This window comes from Arthrobacter sp. B2a2-09 (genome assembly GCF_027587375.1).
Lineage (GTDB): Bacteria > Actinomycetota > Actinomycetes > Actinomycetales > Micrococcaceae > Arthrobacter.
Genome location: NZ_JAMXIC010000004.1, coordinates 284,413 through 298,696, shown reverse-complemented (window position 1 = coordinate 298,696; position 14,284 = coordinate 284,413). Strand labels below are relative to the sequence as shown.

14 protein-coding genes are annotated in these 14,284 nt (G+C 64.8%); 3 read left to right on the top strand and 11 right to left on the bottom strand.

Going from position 1 to position 14,284, the window contains the following annotated elements:
* Positions 1-16: 16 nt before the first annotated feature.
* From NFJ07_RS06920 to NFJ07_RS06905, 4 genes are read right to left on the bottom strand one after another with little or no spacing between them, the layout of a single operon-like run.
* Positions 17-856: a class II fructose-bisphosphate aldolase gene (locus NFJ07_RS06920; protein WP_269993376.1), complete on the bottom strand. Its 840-nt coding sequence runs from the start codon at positions 854-856 to the stop codon at positions 17-19.
* Positions 853-1,824 (bottom strand): 1-phosphofructokinase family hexose kinase, encoded by a 972-nt coding sequence (locus NFJ07_RS06915; protein ID WP_269993375.1) that lies wholly within the window; start codon positions 1,822-1,824, stop codon positions 853-855. Before NFJ07_RS06915 ends, NFJ07_RS06920 begins: the two co-directional genes overlap by 4 nt.
* The gene (locus NFJ07_RS06910; RefSeq protein ID WP_269993374.1) at positions 1,821-2,771 is read right to left on the bottom strand and encodes an ROK family protein; all 951 of its coding nucleotides are present in this window, start codon (positions 2,769-2,771) and stop codon (positions 1,821-1,823) included. Before NFJ07_RS06910 ends, NFJ07_RS06915 begins: the two co-directional genes overlap by 4 nt.
* Before the next feature lie 8 nt (positions 2,772-2,779).
* Positions 2,780-3,697: an SIS domain-containing protein gene (locus NFJ07_RS06905; RefSeq protein ID WP_269993373.1), complete on the bottom strand. Its 918-nt coding sequence runs from the start codon at positions 3,695-3,697 to the stop codon at positions 2,780-2,782.
* A gap of 526 nt (positions 3,698-4,223) precedes the next feature.
* Between NFJ07_RS06905 and NFJ07_RS06900 the strand changes: the two genes are divergently transcribed.
* Positions 4,224-4,961 carry a hypothetical protein gene (locus tag NFJ07_RS06900; protein WP_269993372.1) on the top strand — a complete coding sequence of 246 codons (738 nt, stop codon included), beginning with the start codon at positions 4,224-4,226 and terminating at the stop codon, positions 4,959-4,961.
* A gap of 10 nt (positions 4,962-4,971) precedes the next feature.
* The gene (locus NFJ07_RS06895) at positions 4,972-5,223 is read left to right on the top strand and encodes a PLDc N-terminal domain-containing protein (RefSeq protein ID WP_269993371.1); all 252 of its coding nucleotides are present in this window, start codon (positions 4,972-4,974) and stop codon (positions 5,221-5,223) included.
* Between the two features lie 39 nt (positions 5,224-5,262).
* Here the strand turns inward: NFJ07_RS06895 and hutI are convergent, their stop codons facing one another.
* The 6 genes from hutI to tdh form a co-directional block, all read right to left on the bottom strand.
* Positions 5,263-6,486, bottom strand: coding sequence for an imidazolonepropionase (gene hutI, locus NFJ07_RS06890; RefSeq protein ID WP_269993370.1), 1,224 nt, complete (start codon positions 6,484-6,486; stop codon positions 5,263-5,265).
* Positions 6,487-6,497: 11 nt separating this feature from the next.
* Positions 6,498-7,610, bottom strand: a complete 1,113-nt coding sequence (locus NFJ07_RS06885) for an NAD(P)/FAD-dependent oxidoreductase (RefSeq protein WP_269993369.1) — start codon at positions 7,608-7,610, stop codon at positions 6,498-6,500.
* 70 nt (positions 7,611-7,680) lie between these two features.
* Complete coding sequence (locus NFJ07_RS06880; protein ID WP_269993368.1) at positions 7,681-8,151, bottom strand: pyridoxamine 5'-phosphate oxidase family protein; 471 nt, start codon at positions 8,149-8,151, stop codon at positions 7,681-7,683.
* A gap of 10 nt (positions 8,152-8,161) precedes the next feature.
* Positions 8,162-9,607, bottom strand: coding sequence for a 6-phospho-beta-glucosidase (locus NFJ07_RS06875; RefSeq protein ID WP_269993367.1), 1,446 nt, complete (start codon positions 9,605-9,607; stop codon positions 8,162-8,164).
* A gap of 6 nt (positions 9,608-9,613) precedes the next feature.
* Positions 9,614-10,822: a glycine C-acetyltransferase gene (locus NFJ07_RS06870; RefSeq protein ID WP_269993366.1), complete on the bottom strand. Its 1,209-nt coding sequence runs from the start codon at positions 10,820-10,822 to the stop codon at positions 9,614-9,616.
* 58 nt (positions 10,823-10,880) lie between these two features.
* Entirely contained in the window at positions 10,881-11,927 is a 1,047-nt protein-coding gene (gene tdh / locus NFJ07_RS06865; protein ID WP_269993365.1) for an L-threonine 3-dehydrogenase, read from the bottom strand.
* Between the two features lie 115 nt (positions 11,928-12,042).
* Here tdh and NFJ07_RS06860 point away from each other — a divergent pair, with 115 nt between their 5' ends.
* On the top strand, positions 12,043-12,999 hold the full coding sequence (locus NFJ07_RS06860) for a LysR family transcriptional regulator (protein ID WP_269993364.1): 957 nt from the start codon (positions 12,043-12,045) through the stop codon (positions 12,997-12,999).
* 68 nt (positions 13,000-13,067) lie between these two features.
* Here NFJ07_RS06860 and NFJ07_RS06855 read toward each other — a convergent pair whose 3' ends face one another.
* A complete protein-coding gene (locus tag NFJ07_RS06855) occupies positions 13,068-14,252 on the bottom strand; it encodes a Gfo/Idh/MocA family protein (RefSeq protein WP_269993363.1) in 1,185 nt (394 codons plus the stop codon).
* Between the last annotated feature and the right edge of the window lie 32 nt (positions 14,253-14,284).

The window sequence follows — 14,284 nt, the reverse complement described above, 5'->3', positions numbered from 1 at the left end:
CTTCCGGAAATTGGGACTAATTCACTTTCGCGAACAGCGTCAGCAGACGTGCGGTTTCCAACACCAGAGCGTCCCGTCCGGCCTTGATGTACTTGCGGGAGTCCACCACGGAAGGGTTGGCATCCAGGTACTCACGGACGGCGCGGGTGAAGAACCCGTTCAAGTGTGTGGATACGTTGATCTTAGTCATACCGGCCCGGATTGCCGCCACCAGCGTTTCATCTGCGACACCGGAGGACCCGTGAAGGACGAGCGGCAGCTGGACGGCCTGCTTGAGCCGGGTGATGAGGGCCAAATCCAGGGCTGCGCTGCGTTCGGTCATGGCGTGCGAGGAACCGACGGCGACGGCGAGGGCGTCAACCCCGGTGGCGTCCACGAAGGAGCGGGCCTCGGCCGGATCGGTCCGGACTCCCGGAGCATGGGCACCATCCTTGCCTCCCACCTTTCCAAGCTCGGCCTCGACGTAGACCCCGTGGTCCTGGGCGTATCGGGCGACCCTGCGCGTGACTTCAACGTTCGAGTCATAAGGCAAGTGCGCGCCGTCGTACATGACGGACCCGAACCCGAGGTCGACGGCCTGCAGGGCCAGCTCTTCGGATTCGGCGTGGTCCAGGTGCAGGGCCACGGGCACCGAAGAGTCCCGGGCGATGGACATTGCGCCCCGGGCGATCGGCACGAGTCCGCCGTGGAAACGGACGCAGTTCTCCGAGATCTGCAGGATCAACGGGACGCCTGCCGCCTCCGCCCCGGCAACCAGGCCTTCCGCGGTTTCGAGGTGGATGACGTTGAAGGCGCCCTGTCCGATTCCGTTGGCCGCGGCGGTGTCCATGAGTTCCCGTGTGCTGACGAGTGTCACAGGGTCTCCTTCCAGCTGAGAATGAGTTGGTCTTCGAGGTCCGCGTAGAGCGGCGAGATCTCACCGGCGGCAGGCATGAGCACTGCGGCGGCGGACCAGGCTGTTGCCCGGCGGAGGATCGTGGGAATGTCGGTGATGCCGGCGGCGAGCGCGACGGCGGCTGCTGCCACCCCGGCGTCGCCGGCTCCGGTGGGGTTGCCGCTGAGTGGTTCCGGGAGCCGCGCGCTCCAATAGCCGCCGGGGGCGGCATGGTCGAACGCAAGCATGCCTTCGGCGCCGGCACTGACCAGGACCGTCTTGGCCCCGAGTGCGATCAATCGTTGTGCTGCGACGTCCAGGCTGCTTTCCCCGGTTGCTTCGAGGAGTTCGTGATTGTTGGGCTTGAGCAGATCCGCCCCGGCCCGTGCGGCGGCGATGATCCCGGGACCGGAGGTATCGACGACGGCGGGAATCCCGGCGTCGTGCGCCAAACGCACCAGCGCCGGGTAGAAGTCGACCGGCGCGCCGGGCGGCAGGCTGCCGGAACCGACAAGCACCCCCGCGCTTTGCCCGTCCAGGTTGTCGATCTCCAGGGCGTCGACGACGGCGGCGGCCAGCGCCTGCCATTCGGACGCTTGGAGAGGGCTCCCCTCTTCATTGAAGATGGACGTTTCGCCGCCCACCGTATCGACGAGGGCGATGCTGCGCCGTGTTTCCGCGACGACCGGAATCAGGCGATGCGGCACACCGCTGCTGCGCAATTCGGCTGCGAATTCGGCACCGGCCGGGCCGCCCGAGGGCGCGAGTGCCAGAACGGGATGGCCCAGCTGATGAGCCACGCGCGCAACGTTGAGGCCCTTTCCACCTGCGCGGCTGAGGGGTGCGGCTACGCGATGGCTTGCTCCGGGGGTGATCCCGGCGACATGGTAGCTGAGGTCTACCGCCGGATTGGGCGTGACGGTAATGACCCGTTTCATCGCCTGTTTCATGGCCTGTTCCCCGTGGCGGAGGCGGCCTTCGCGGCCGGGAGCAGCGCCCGGGCCCTCATGGCAGCGCCGAGCAAGCCTGCATCTTGGCCCAGTTGGGCGCGCATGATGATGGGCCGGCGCTGGAAATCGAGCAGCTCGTCGAGGCGGGAACGGAGTGGCTGCAGGAGTCCTTCTCCCGCTTCGGCTAGGCCGCCGCCCACCACCACTGCTTCGGTGCCGATGATGCTGACGCATTGGCTGAGGCTGAAGGCGAGGGCGTCCACCGCGTCGGCCCAGATCCGGGCAGCAAGGGCGTCGCCCGCATTGGCCCGCTCGAGGACTTCACGGGCACCGGTGCGCGGAGTTCCGGCTTTGTCGCTGTAGCGCCGGGCGATCGCTCCGGCGGAGCCGACGGCCTCGAGGATCGTGTGGCCAGGGCCGTCGGGGTCCGGAACGAGGGCGTGGCCCAGTTCCCCGGCGAAGCCGCCCGCGCGCACCGGGTACCCGTCGGAGATGACGGCGGCGGCAATCCCGGTGCCAACCACCATCACCACGACGTTTCGAAAATCACGGGCCCCTCCGAACCGGAATTCGGCTTCGGCCGCCGTGCTGACGTCATGGCCGAAGGAGACCGGCAGCCCGAGGCGCTGCGCGGCCTTTTCCCCGAAGGGAAAGTTCCGCCACCCCAGGTTCGCCGAATAGATCCCCACTCCGGTGTCTGAGTCCACGATTCCCGGAACAACAATGCACGCGGCCTTCGCCGGGTGGCCTGGGAATTCAGCCGCAAATTCCGAGGCTAATACCTCAACGGCGTCCAGGATCGCTTCGCCCGGCCGCAAGGGATCATGCGGAGTGGCAGCGCGGCGCAAGCCCAGGACATTCCCGGCCGTGTCGACAAGTCCTGCCTTCAGATCCGTCCCGCCGACATCAAAGGCCAGGACTGCGGATTCAGCGGCTCCGAGAACCATGGGATTACCTAGGCCGTGGCGTTCAGGACGACAGAGCGCGTGAGGTTGCGCGGCAGATCGGGGTTGAGGCCGCGCACGCGTGCCCGTTCCAGGGTGACCTTGTGGACGCGTGCCAACTCCGCGAGCGGGTGCTTGCCGGTGTTGACATAGAGGGCGCCCGTGCGGCTCATATCAGCGTCCAAGCCCTCGGGCTGCGGGCCGAAGATCCACGTGACCCGGCCAGGGGCCGCGATGGCAATGGGCCCGTGCCGGTATTCCATCGCCGCGTAGGATTCCGTCCAGCCCTGCACTGCCTCGCGCATCTTGAGCCCGGCTTCGTGTGCCAGGCCAACGGTCCAGCCGGTGCCAAGGAAGGTGAACTGTTCGGCGTCGAGCAACTCCTGCGAAACAGGCTCCGTGACGGCAGTGCGGGCGTCCTCTATTGCCTCCCCGAGTTCGATGCCAAGGCTCGTCAGAAGGTACACGAGGGCCGTGGTGGCGAAGCGGGTCTGGACCACCGATTTCTCGTCGGCGTACGGAAGGCCGATCACGGCGTCGGCCAAGGTGGTGATGGGCGAATTCACGTCCCCGATTACCGCAACAGTACGGACTTTTCCGCGCAAGGCTTCCAGGAGCTCAAGTACCTCCGTTGTGGTGCCGGAGCGGGTGATGGCGATCACGGCGTCGTACTGGCGACCGGGGCTGTTGTGATTAAGGAAGGCTTCGGACGCTGCGAACGCGTCGGTGACGCCCTTGCCCGCGGCTTCGCGGGCAGCGGCGTAGCTCTGCGCCATAAACCATGAGGTGCCGCAGCCGACGACGGCGATCCGCTCACCGTCAGCGGGCAGCAGGTGCTCCGCCTTGGACTGCCCGATGGCCCGCTTCCAGACCTCGGGCTGCGAAACAAGCTCTTCTTCCATGAAGGCCCCGAGGGTGTTGTTACTCATCGCACTTACCATTCCTGTCCGCGCTTCTTCAACGCGCTCTTCAACACTCAACGATTTGACGTTTTATGATCCATATAAACACTAAACGATCATATTCAATCGCACAAGGATCGTGGGGAGCTGTGGCGAGTCAAAGGAAAAAGCAGGGCCCCTCTGTCTGGAGGGGTCCAGCTTGGTGCTGCGAGATTGAGTTGTTGGAGCGAGCGCACCCCGGCCCTCTACACTCCGAAAAGTCAGCGGGATACCGGGCCGGTATGCCAGGTGCGTGGCCGACGGCGCCTTGTCAGCCAAACCCTGCATGCCAGTTGCAGGAGTAACGACGCTCCGGGTCAGATCCATCACGCCAACACACAGAGGACCTTCTGATGACACTCAAATTCTCCACTTTCGGTACTCATTTCGGCAGTTTTGGCACTCATTTCGTCGGAAATCCATACCTATCTGTGGGGACGGCTGTTTAGGATCAGCTAGGACCGGCGCCGATCCTGACCATCCAAATCACTTATGAGCATTGGGGAACATGAGAATGAAAAGACTCACCAGGATCGTATCTGTCACGATCGCAGCTCTCGCGGTTGCCGGAGCTACCATCGCACCCGCAACTGCCGCCCCTGCCAGCCACGGCGAGGCGACGCTTACGGTCACGCAGTTCGAGGCTGAACTGGCGCAGAACGCTGGACTGGCTCCTGAGGCGAAAGCAAACTACGAGAAGTTTGCGGCCTTCCATCAGGCGAAGAAGCAGAAGCTCGTCAACTACCTTAATGATCCAATCTTCCTGGCTGAGGTCATTTACGAGATGGGGCTACTTTCATCCGCAAACTCACCACAGGAAGTCAAAGTTACTCACGACGGTGACGCCGTAGTCACGAAGACCAGCAACCAAGAAAATTCCTTTGCCCAGAGTGCTGAGAAGAATGCGATGACGTTGGCAGCTGATCGAACGTTCGCTCGGGTTTCTCAGTACACATACTCATTGATGGGTATCACTCTGACGCGAGTTCGTTTGGACATGAACTTCGCCTACAACGCGTCCCGGATTACCGCCGTCAACTCTTGCGTTCCGAGCCACACCAACTACTTCCCGCTTCGTGGAATGGCAGCCACGCCTTCGTCCTACCTCAGCGGAAACAACGGCGTTTGCCAGGCAACCTGGCAGATTGCTGTCGGCTGGGTCAACGGATTGAACCTGGGCCAGCGTGCCGCACTTCAGAAGGTAGTTCAAGGGCCCTGGGGTTTGGTGAGTGATACCTTTGGCAACATCTGAGAGGGAGCCAATGTACTCGTCAATTTCAGCTGGCAATGATGTGCTCGCACCTACCGGATACGAGGTCTTTGCAGCCATGATTGCATTGATCGCAATCAGCCTGTTCATTTGGGCCCTGGTATCGCTTGCCCGCGACGCAAAGGCCTTGACGAATCGGGAGACCGTCCTCTGGCTTCTGCTGGTCGTTTTCGTCCCCCTCGTCGGGCCCGCCGCTTGGCTCGTGACGAGTCGGAGGTACCGGAGAAAGCCTGACGTCCAGTAGATTGTCGCGGGGACCGTGAACACAGTCCCCGCCGCGGCCCTAGACCGCGCGGACTCCTGCCCGCCACACCGCGAAAGTCAGCGGGATACCGGGCCGGTATGCCAGGTGCGTGGCCGACGGCGCCTTGAGCATGTGCAGGTCGGCGCGGTGCCCGACGGCGATCGAACCCACCGCCCGTTCGCCGTCGACGTCGTTGCCCGACTCCCTGCCCAGCGCCAGCGCACCGCCATACGTGGCCGCCCGGACGGCCTCGTGGACGCTCAAGTGCATCTGCAACACCGCCGTGGTGACGCAGAAGGCAATGGAGCTCGTGTAGGAGGTGCCGGGGTTGCAGTTCGCGGCCAAGGCAATCTGCACCCCGGCGTCGATCAGTGCGCGGCCCGGGGCGAGCGGCTGGCGGGTGGAAAGATCGCAAGCAGGCAGGCACGTGGCCACCGTGCCGCGCGCACCCGTTCCGGTGGAGGCATCCCAGCCGCTCCAGGTACCTGCGAGCGCCTCAATATCAGCCGCTGAAAGGTAATTGACGTGGTCAACGCTGGCCGCACCGAACTCCACAGCCAGCTGCACACCAGGTCCTTCACCCAATTGGTTGCCGTGGACACGCAGGCCCAGTCCCGCGTCGCGGCAGGCGGACAGGACGCGGCGCGACTGTTCCTCGGTGAAAGCGCCGCGCTCGCAGAAAACGTCGGCCCAACGAACGTACGGGCGGACGGCGTCGAGCATCGGACCGCAGACGAGGTCCGTGTATTCCTCGGCGTCGACTCCGGCCGGGACCAAATGCGCGCCCAGGTAGGTGACTTCGTCCACGGTGGCTGCCGCGATGCGAGCGCTGCGGGCCTCGTTCTCGAGGTCCAGGCCGTAGCCGGTCTTGCTCTCGAGGTAGGTGGTGCCCTGGGAGACGGCTTCGGCAACGCGTCCGGCGGCGAGGCGGGTCAGTTCCTCGTCGCTCGCGGCGCGCGTGGCGCCGGTGGTGACGGCGATGCCGCCGGCACTGTAGCTCTGGCCGGCCATCCTGGCCTCGAATTCGGCGGTGCGGTCGCCCGCGAAAATCAGGTGCGAGTGCGAGTCCACCCAGCCCGGGAGCACGGCGCGGCCTTCCGCGTCCACGTGCTCATCAGCCGAGGGAGCGTCCGACGCCGGACCGATCCAGGAAATCCGCTCACCTTCGATCACCACGGCGGCGTCCTTGAGGACACGATGCTCCGCGTCCTGGGTCATCAGTTCGCCGATGTTGCTGATCAGTGTGCTCGTCTGCCCGCTCATGAACCTATTGTTCAACGCCGGATGGACCAACGGGCCGCTGCCAGCTCCCTCGGTGTCCGGGATGCCGGACTGATGCCCGACGCGGAGCCAACCATCGCCGAACCCAGGATTTCCGCGGCCGCGAGCTCAGCGATGGCGGAAGAGGTCTGGAAACCGTAACCGCCTTGGCCCGCAAGCCAGAAGAAGCCGGGAGCCTCGGCATCGAAACCCACCGCCGGAACGCCGTCGGCAGCTTCGGTGCGCAACCCGGTCCAGGCTTTGGCCACGGAGCGGATGCCCAGGGACGTGAGCGAGTTCAGCCGAGCCACGAGCTCTTCCACGTCGCCGGGCCACGGCTGTGCGTCTTCGGGGCCGCTCGGCACCGTCTCCGACGGCGAGATGAGCACCTGTTCGCCCTCCCTCCGGAAGTAGTAGGTGTCATCCGCTGCCGCCACCATGGGGCTTCCGAGCGGAAGCGGGCGTTCGACGTCGACAATTGCCGCCGTGCGCCGGAACGGCTGCAAGCCCAGCTTCTCCACCCCGCTGAGCACCGCGAGCTCATCCGCCCAGGCACCTGCTGCGTTAACGACGACGGCGGACTGGAAGCCTTCCAGCCCGGCGCCCAATTGCCAGCCGGAACCAAGGCGTTGGGCCGAATGGACCCGGGCGCCGGTGATGATGTCCACTCCCCCGGCCTCGGCGCGTTGCCGGTGGTCTTCCAACAGCACGGGGGCGTTGCAGGCGAATGACCCTGTATCCAGGCCAGCGGCCGTGAAGGATCCGGGATTCAGTGCCGGGCACAACTCAAGGGCTTCGGCGTGCGTGATGGGGTGCATGTGCCCGCTGGCTTCTGCCTTGACGGTGGCTTCGTCGCCCACCAACATGAACGAGCGCGGTTCCAGCACCGGTACCGGCAACGCGGCGTCGCGGGCTGCCATCAGTTCCAGGGTGCGGACGGTGAGTTCCTGCACGACGGCGGGTCCGTAGCTTGGGTTGAGCTGCCGGGCCGAGCGGGAGGACGTGTGGTAGGCCAGCGTTTGTTCGGCCTCCACGAGGGCCACCGAGCACTGGCCGGCCAGCGCTGAAGCCAGCGACAACCCGGCGATGCCTCCACCGACAATTACCACATCATAATTTGCAGCCATCCCACCATCCTGTCAGCGCACACGCCCAGATGCGAGGAGCCCGGCTGCGAGGGGGCCGGCTCGGTGCGGGCTACTCCACCGCGGACGGCTTGATGCCGCTGTAGGGGGTCCACCACGTGAGCGGCTCCGTGACGGTGAAGCGCCGCCCGGAGATCGAGTCCGCGGGAACCCGCACGAAATGGTCCTTCTTCCCGGCTTCCCAGGGAAACAGGGGCAGCGAGAACGAGTTGACCACGTCGTCGAGCTGTTTCACCGCGTCGGCTTTGCCATGGAGCACAACACTCCATGCGACGCCGGTGTTTGGGTCCACGCCATCGACTTCCATGGCCACCGGGAATTCGCCCAAAGCCGCGGCGAGCTTTGTGCCCGCTCCGGTCCTGAAGACAACGGTCCCCTGGTCCACGGTGTAATTGATCGGAAAAATGTCAGGGTGGTCTCCGAGCCACACGGCCAGCCTGCCGACGGACACGCCCCTGAGGAGATTCCAGCATTGCTGCGAATCCAACACCTCGGTGACAGGTTGTGCTGCATCATTGTCCATGCTGCAGATACTAGGCCTCCGATCCCCCTTGGGACAGGGTTGCCGTGAAGGGGACCCAGCGCAGGTACTGGAGCTCCTCGAAATGGCGGATGTAGTCATCCAAGAGGTCGTGAGCCACCCTGACCGAGTCCACGAGCGGGTTCATGGCCATCGCCTTGTAGGCGGAGCGCCGGGAACCAGTGAGCGCAGCGTCGATCGTGGCGCGTTCCACCGCTTTGGCGTTGATGACGAGTCCCCGCGCGTAGTCCGGAAGAGCCTTGGCTGGGAGCAAGCGGACTCCAGCGGCATCCACGAGACAGGGCGCCTCGATGACGGCGTCGGCGTCGAGCTCTGCCAAGGTACCCGCATTGGGGACATTCAAGATCAGGCGGGCCGTTTCCCCCTGGCTGATGGCACGCATGATCGCCAAAGCGACGGCCTCGTAGCCGCCGGATACCAGGTCATCGGCGTCGCGTTCGAACGTGCCGGCTGCCTCCCTGTTGCTCTGCATGTACGTCTCTTCGCGATCGAGCTTGGTCTTTTCCCAAAGCCTGAGGGCTGATTTCGACGTCGGATCCCGCGGGGCAGGCTCCGCACCGCCGTCGTTTCCGTCCCGCAGCCCGCTGTAGAAGGACGATTGTTGCCGCGCCAAGTAGGCGCCGCGGGTGCTCGCGGCGCGCCGATCGGCGTCGAGCGCTTCCCGCCTGAAGTAGTAATAATGCAGATACTCGTTGGGAACCGCGCCCAGGGCCTTGATCCACGAAGCGCCGAACAGCCGGCCCTCTTCGAAGGACCCGATTGCGACGTCGTCGGCCAGGAGCCGCGGCAGCACATCCTCACCGTCGACCACCAGCCCGCGCAGCCAGCCCAGGTGGTTCAGGCCGATGTAGTCGATCTCCACGGAACCGTCCCGAAAGGCGTCCGTGCCGCGGTGGATTCCGGCTGCGAGCAGGCAGCGCCTGGCCAGTCCCACTGGCGAATCGCAGATCCCCACCACCTTGTTGCCAAGGACTCGCGTCATGACCTCGGTGATGACGCCGGCCGGGTTGGTGAAGTTGATGAACCAGGCCTCCGGAGCATGCTTCTTCACCGCCTCGGCGATGTCCAGGACCACGGGAATGGTCCGCAGGGCATACGAAATCCCGCCGGCGCCCACGGTCTCCTGCCCGATGACCCCGTGTTCAAGGGCGATCCGTTCATCGGCGGCGCGCCCCTCCAGTCCGCCCACCCGGATGGCGGAGAAGATGAAGTCGGTGCCGGGCAAGGCTTCCGACAGCTCCGTGAACATCCTCACTGCGGGTGCGTCGGGCACCTCCTCGGCCATGTCGGCGAGGACCCTGGCCACCACCCTTAGGCGCGCGGGGTCGGCATCGAACAGCCTGAGTTCGGTGACCCGGCCGGGCCCGTGGTCCCCCAGCAGTGCTGAATAGACCAGGGGAACCCGGAATCCCCCGCCGCCCAGGATGGTCAGGATCATGGGAACTCAGAGCCCCGCGGCGGCGCGGCTCTTTACGAAGGCCTCGACACACGCCTCAACGTCGTCGGAGCTGTGTGCTGCCGAGAGCTGCACGCGGATCCGGGCAGCTCCCTTGGGTACCACGGGGTAGCTGAACGCTGTGACGAACACTCCGTGGTGGAGCATCTCGTCGGCAACCTTCGCGGCCACCACGGCGTCGCCGAACATCACCGGAATGATGGCGTGCTCGCCGTCGAGCAGCTCGAAGCCTTCCTCGCTCATGCGGCGGCGGAACAGGGCAGCATTCTCGAAGAGCCTGGAGCGGAGTTCGCCCGAACCCTGGACCAGCTCAATGGCCTTGATGGTGGCTGCGACGATTGCCGGGGCCAAGGAGTTGGAGAACAGGTACGGGCGGGCCTTCTGGCGCAGCATGGCGACGATTTCGCTGCGGCCGGAGACGTAGCCGCCGGAGGCGCCGCCAAGGGCCTTGCCGAACGTGCCGGTGTAGATGTCGATCCTCTCGGAAACACCGGCGTGTTCCGGGGTTCCGGCGCCCGTGGCTCCCATGAAGCCGACGGCGTGGGAATCGTCCACCATGACCAGCGCGTCGTGCTTTTCCGCGAGATCGCAGATGGCCTCGAGCGGAGCGAGGTAGCCGTCCATGGAGAAGACGCCGTCTGTCACGATGATCTTGCGCCGGGCCGGTGCCTCGCCAGTTGAGGCCTCTATCAGCTTGGCTTCCAGGTCAGCCATGTCCTGGTTGGCATAGCGGAAGCGCTTGGCCTTGCTGAGCCGGATGCCGTCGATGATGGAGGCATGGTTCAGGGAATCGGAGATGATGGCGTCCTCGGCCCCGAACAGGGACTCGAAGACACCTCCGTTGGCGTCGAAGCAGCTGGAGAAGAGGATGGTGTCCTCGGTTCCGAGGAACTCTGAGACCCGGGCCTCAAGCTCCAGGTGCAGGTCCTGGGTGCCGCAGATGAAGCGGACGGACGCCATGCCGAAGCCGCGCTCGTCCATGGCGGACTTGGCGGCCGCGATGATGTCCGGGTGGTCTGCCAGGCCCAGGTAGTTGTTGGCGCAGAAGTTCAGGACGGTGTTCGCGGGCTGGCCGAGCTGGCCTGCGGAGATGTGGCTGGCTTGCGGCGAGTCAATGTGGCGTTCGGTCTTGAAGAGGCCTGCGGTGCGAATCTCTTCAAGTTCGCCCTGCAGCTGGTCTTTGATGCTTGAGTACATGGTGGCTCCTGGTGCTGGGGTCTTGGGAGGACTTTACGGTGTCTTAGAGTTCGGCGTTCTAAAGTTCGGTCCAGTCGAGGACAACCTTGCCGCCTGTGCCGGCGCGTGCGATTTCGAAGCCCTTTTCCCAGTCGGTGGCGGACAGCTTGTCCGTGACGACAGCGGAAATGTGGCTGTGCAGCACGGGGTTGGAGGACAGCATGGCGCTCATGGCGTACCAGGTTTCGTACATCTCGCGGCCGTAGATGCCCTTGAGGGTCAGCATGTGGGTGACTACTTTGCCCCAGTCAATGTCGATGGACTGGCTGGGCAAGCCAAGCATGGCGATGCGTCCGCCGTGGTTCATGTTGTTGATCATCTCAGGCAGGGCCGTGGGATGTCCGGACATTTCAAGGCCGATGTCGAATCCTTCGCGCATGCCGAGCTCGAGCTGGGCGTCCTTGACGCGCATCTTCGACACATCGACGGCGAGGTCCACGCCCATCTTCCGGGCGAGTTCAAGGCGGGGAGCCGAGACGTCCGTGATGGCGATCTTGCGGGCGCCGGCATGGCGCGCGACGGCGATTGCCATGAGTCCGATGGGCCCGGCACCTGTGATGAGCACGTCCTCGCCGACCAGCGGGAAGCTCAGGGCTGTGTGGACGGCGTTGCCGAAGGGATCGAAGATGGCGCCGAGCTCGGGGGTAATGGAGGGATCCTGGTGGACCCAGACGTTGGTCTCCGGGATGACGACGTATTCGGCGAAGGCACCATCGCGCTGCACGCCCACGGACACCGTGTGGATGCACATCTGGCGGCGGCCTGCACGGCAATTGCGGCAGATGCCGCAGACCACGTGGCCTTCACCGGAGACGCGGTCGCCGACTTTGACGTCGCGGACGTCCTCGCCCACGGAGACCACTTCGCCGTAGAACTCGTGTCCCGCGATCAAGGGAGTCTCGATGATGCTCTGCGCCCACGCGTCCCAGGACTGGATGTGCAGGTCCGTTCCGCAGATGCCGGTGGTCATGACGCGGATCTTGACGTCGCTGGGACCTGCCTCCGGCTCGGGCCGTTCGACGAGTTCAAAACCAGCGTGGGGACCGGACTTGTAGAGAGCCTTCATGGGTCTTCCTAACTCAAGGGATTGGGCCGTTTGTGTGCCGTTTCACTTCATTGAAGCCCCACGGACGGTTTAGCACAACTAGGTTTTTCTCAATCAACGATTTAGCATTTACTAAATGGAAGTACATCAGCTCCAAATGCTCAGGGAACTAGGAGATCTCGGCAGTGTCAAGGCCGTGGCGGAGACACTCATGGTCACTCCGTCGGCCGTCTCCCAGCAACTCGCACTCCTGCAGAAATCAGTGGACGTGCCCCTGACCCGCAAGGAAGGCCGGGCCCTGGTGCTCACCGATGCGGGCAGGGTCCTCGCCGACGCCGGAGCCGCCGTCGTGAGCGCCATGGCCGATGCCCGGGCCGCCATCGGCGCGTACCACGACTCCCCCGGCTCCACCGTGACCGTGAGCGCCTTCCACAGTGCGGGCCAGGCTTTGTTCGCTCCGCTCGCGGCCTTGCTGACCACCGCGCGGAACGCGGGTCCGGAAAGCAGCGTTCCCCGGGTGAAGCTCGCCGACGAAGACGTTGCCCAGGAAGACTTTCCTGGCCTCGCGGCACGCTATGACCTCGTGTTGGCGCACCGGATGGAGCACAGCCCCGGGTGGCCCATCGACAAAGTAGCCGTGATCCCGCTCGCCGACGAACCGCTCGATGTCGCGTTGCCTGCCGGGCACCCGCTCGCGGCGCGCCGCGAACTCAGGCCGGCCGACGTCGTCGGGCAGCCCTGGGTGACCAGCCGCGCCGGCTACTCCCCCGCGGACGTGCTGGCCGCCGTCGTCGCCGTCAGTGGGCGTCCGGCGGATGTCCTGCACCGCATCAACGACTACTCCACCGTGGCCTCGCTCGTGGCGGCCGGTGGCGCGATAGGTTTGCTCCCACGGTTCACCGCCCAGCGCGTACTGGACGCGGGCATAGTGCTGCGTCCGCTGGCGGGGGTGAATTCCGTGCGCAAGATCGACATCCTCGCGAGGCCGGAAACCCTGAAACGGAAATCGGTCATGACGGTCTGCGAAGCACTGCAAACCGTCATGACCGAACTCGCCGGGGGCACCTCACCCGGCGCCTCTCAGCCCAACTGACTCGCATTAGTTGTCGTTATGAGGCTCCAAAACGACAATAACTGCGAGTTACTTGGGCGCTCGAAGCCCTAAAGTTCCCGGACCCGGGCTGGCTGGCCGGCGTTGAAGTACTCCACAAGCTCCTCGGGCAATGCCGGAACTTCGCGCGCGCAACCGTCGCCGCGCAGGGACTCGGTAGCGAGCACTCCGGCGGCTACGGCCTCCCGGGCTGCGATCGGCGACGTCGCAGTGGCTCCGCCATCCTTGGCGAACCGCAGGAACTCGGCGATGAGCAAGGGGTCCGCACCGCCATGGCCGCCTTCTCCGTCACGGACCAAGACCTTCTGGTCGGGCTCGGCGAAGCCGGAAGTTGTCCGGGTGGTCCAAACGTAGATCTGGTCACCCGCGCCGTCACCGAAGTTCTCGATCCTGCCCTTGGTGCCGATCACGGTGTAGTTCCGCCAATAGTCCGGGGTGAAATGGCACTGCTGGTACGAGGCGAGTACGCCGTTGTCCAAGACCATGTTCATCATCGAGATGTCCTCGACGTCGATCGTCTCGGCGAGGTCCGTCTGTTCGGTCGGAGGCCAGTTGTCAACGGAGAACCAATCTCCCATGCGGCGAGCCGTGTTGTCGCGGCGGGAAGCGACGTCGCCGTAGACGGCGAGCTCGCCGATCGCCTGCACCTTGGTGCTGTATCCGCCGGCGAGCCAATGGATGACGTCGATATCGTGCGCGCCCTTTTGCAGCAGCAGCCCTGTGGTGTTGGCACGCTGGGCATGCCAATCCTTGAAGTAGTAATCCCCGCCGTTGCCCACGAAGTGCCGGCACCAGACTGCCTTGACGTCACCGATGGTCCCGGCCTGGATGATTTCGCGCATCTGCACCACCACGGGCATGTGTCGCATGTTGTGGCCCACATAGAGGCGCGTTCCGGTGTCGAAGGCCGTCTGGAGGATAAGGTCAGCTGCTTCCAGCGTGACGTCAAGCGGTTTCTCGCAGAAGGTGGGGATGCCGGCTTTGAGCGTCCGGACGGCGACGGCGGCGTGTTGGTTGTCCGGAGTCAGGACCAGGACAGCGTCCAGGCCAGAGGCCAACAAGACGTCCAAATCGTCGGTGATTACCGCCGTCGGGATCTTCTCGGCCGCGTCGGCCCTGCCCCGCTCGCCCAGATCGCAAACGATTGTGACTTCCGAACCGTGGCCGGGCTTGTGCGCGTGGCGCCACAACGACGACCGCAACCCGAATCCGACGATGCCTACTTTGAGGTCCATTAGTACTTTCCTAACTAGATAAGTTGATGCGC

What these genes read in the sequence shown, in the direction of transcription:
- NFJ07_RS06915 (WP_269993375.1), bottom strand. Translation starts at nt 1,824, where the DNA reads ATGAAACAGGCGATGAAACGGGTCATTACCGTCACGCCCAATCCGGCG.
- NFJ07_RS06910 (WP_269993374.1), bottom strand. Translation starts at nt 2,771, where the DNA reads ATGGTTCTCGGAGCCGCTGAATCCGCAGTCCTGGCCTTTGATGTCGGC.
- NFJ07_RS06905 (WP_269993373.1), bottom strand. Translation starts at nt 3,697, where the DNA reads ATGAGTAACAACACCCTCGGGGCCTTCATGGAAGAAGAGCTTGTTTCG.
- NFJ07_RS06900 (WP_269993372.1), top strand. Translation starts at nt 4,224, where the DNA reads ATGAAAAGACTCACCAGGATCGTATCTGTCACGATCGCAGCTCTCGCG.
- NFJ07_RS06895 (WP_269993371.1), top strand. Translation starts at nt 4,972, where the DNA reads ATGTACTCGTCAATTTCAGCTGGCAATGATGTGCTCGCACCTACCGGA.
- hutI (WP_269993370.1), bottom strand. Translation starts at nt 6,486, where the DNA reads ATGAGCGGGCAGACGAGCACACTGATCAGCAACATCGGCGAACTGATG.
- NFJ07_RS06885 (WP_269993369.1), bottom strand. Translation starts at nt 7,610, where the DNA reads ATGGCTGCAAATTATGATGTGGTAATTGTCGGTGGAGGCATCGCCGGG.
- NFJ07_RS06880 (WP_269993368.1), bottom strand. Translation starts at nt 8,151, where the DNA reads ATGGACAATGATGCAGCACAACCTGTCACCGAGGTGTTGGATTCGCAG.
- NFJ07_RS06875 (WP_269993367.1), bottom strand. Translation starts at nt 9,607, where the DNA reads ATGATCCTGACCATCCTGGGCGGCGGGGGATTCCGGGTTCCCCTGGTC.
- NFJ07_RS06870 (WP_269993366.1), bottom strand. Translation starts at nt 10,822, where the DNA reads ATGTACTCAAGCATCAAAGACCAGCTGCAGGGCGAACTTGAAGAGATT.
- tdh (WP_269993365.1), bottom strand. Translation starts at nt 11,927, where the DNA reads ATGAAGGCTCTCTACAAGTCCGGTCCCCACGCTGGTTTTGAACTCGTC.
- NFJ07_RS06860 (WP_269993364.1), top strand. Translation starts at nt 12,043, where the DNA reads ATGGAAGTACATCAGCTCCAAATGCTCAGGGAACTAGGAGATCTCGGC.
- NFJ07_RS06855 (WP_269993363.1), bottom strand. Translation starts at nt 14,252, where the DNA reads ATGGACCTCAAAGTAGGCATCGTCGGATTCGGGTTGCGGTCGTCGTTG.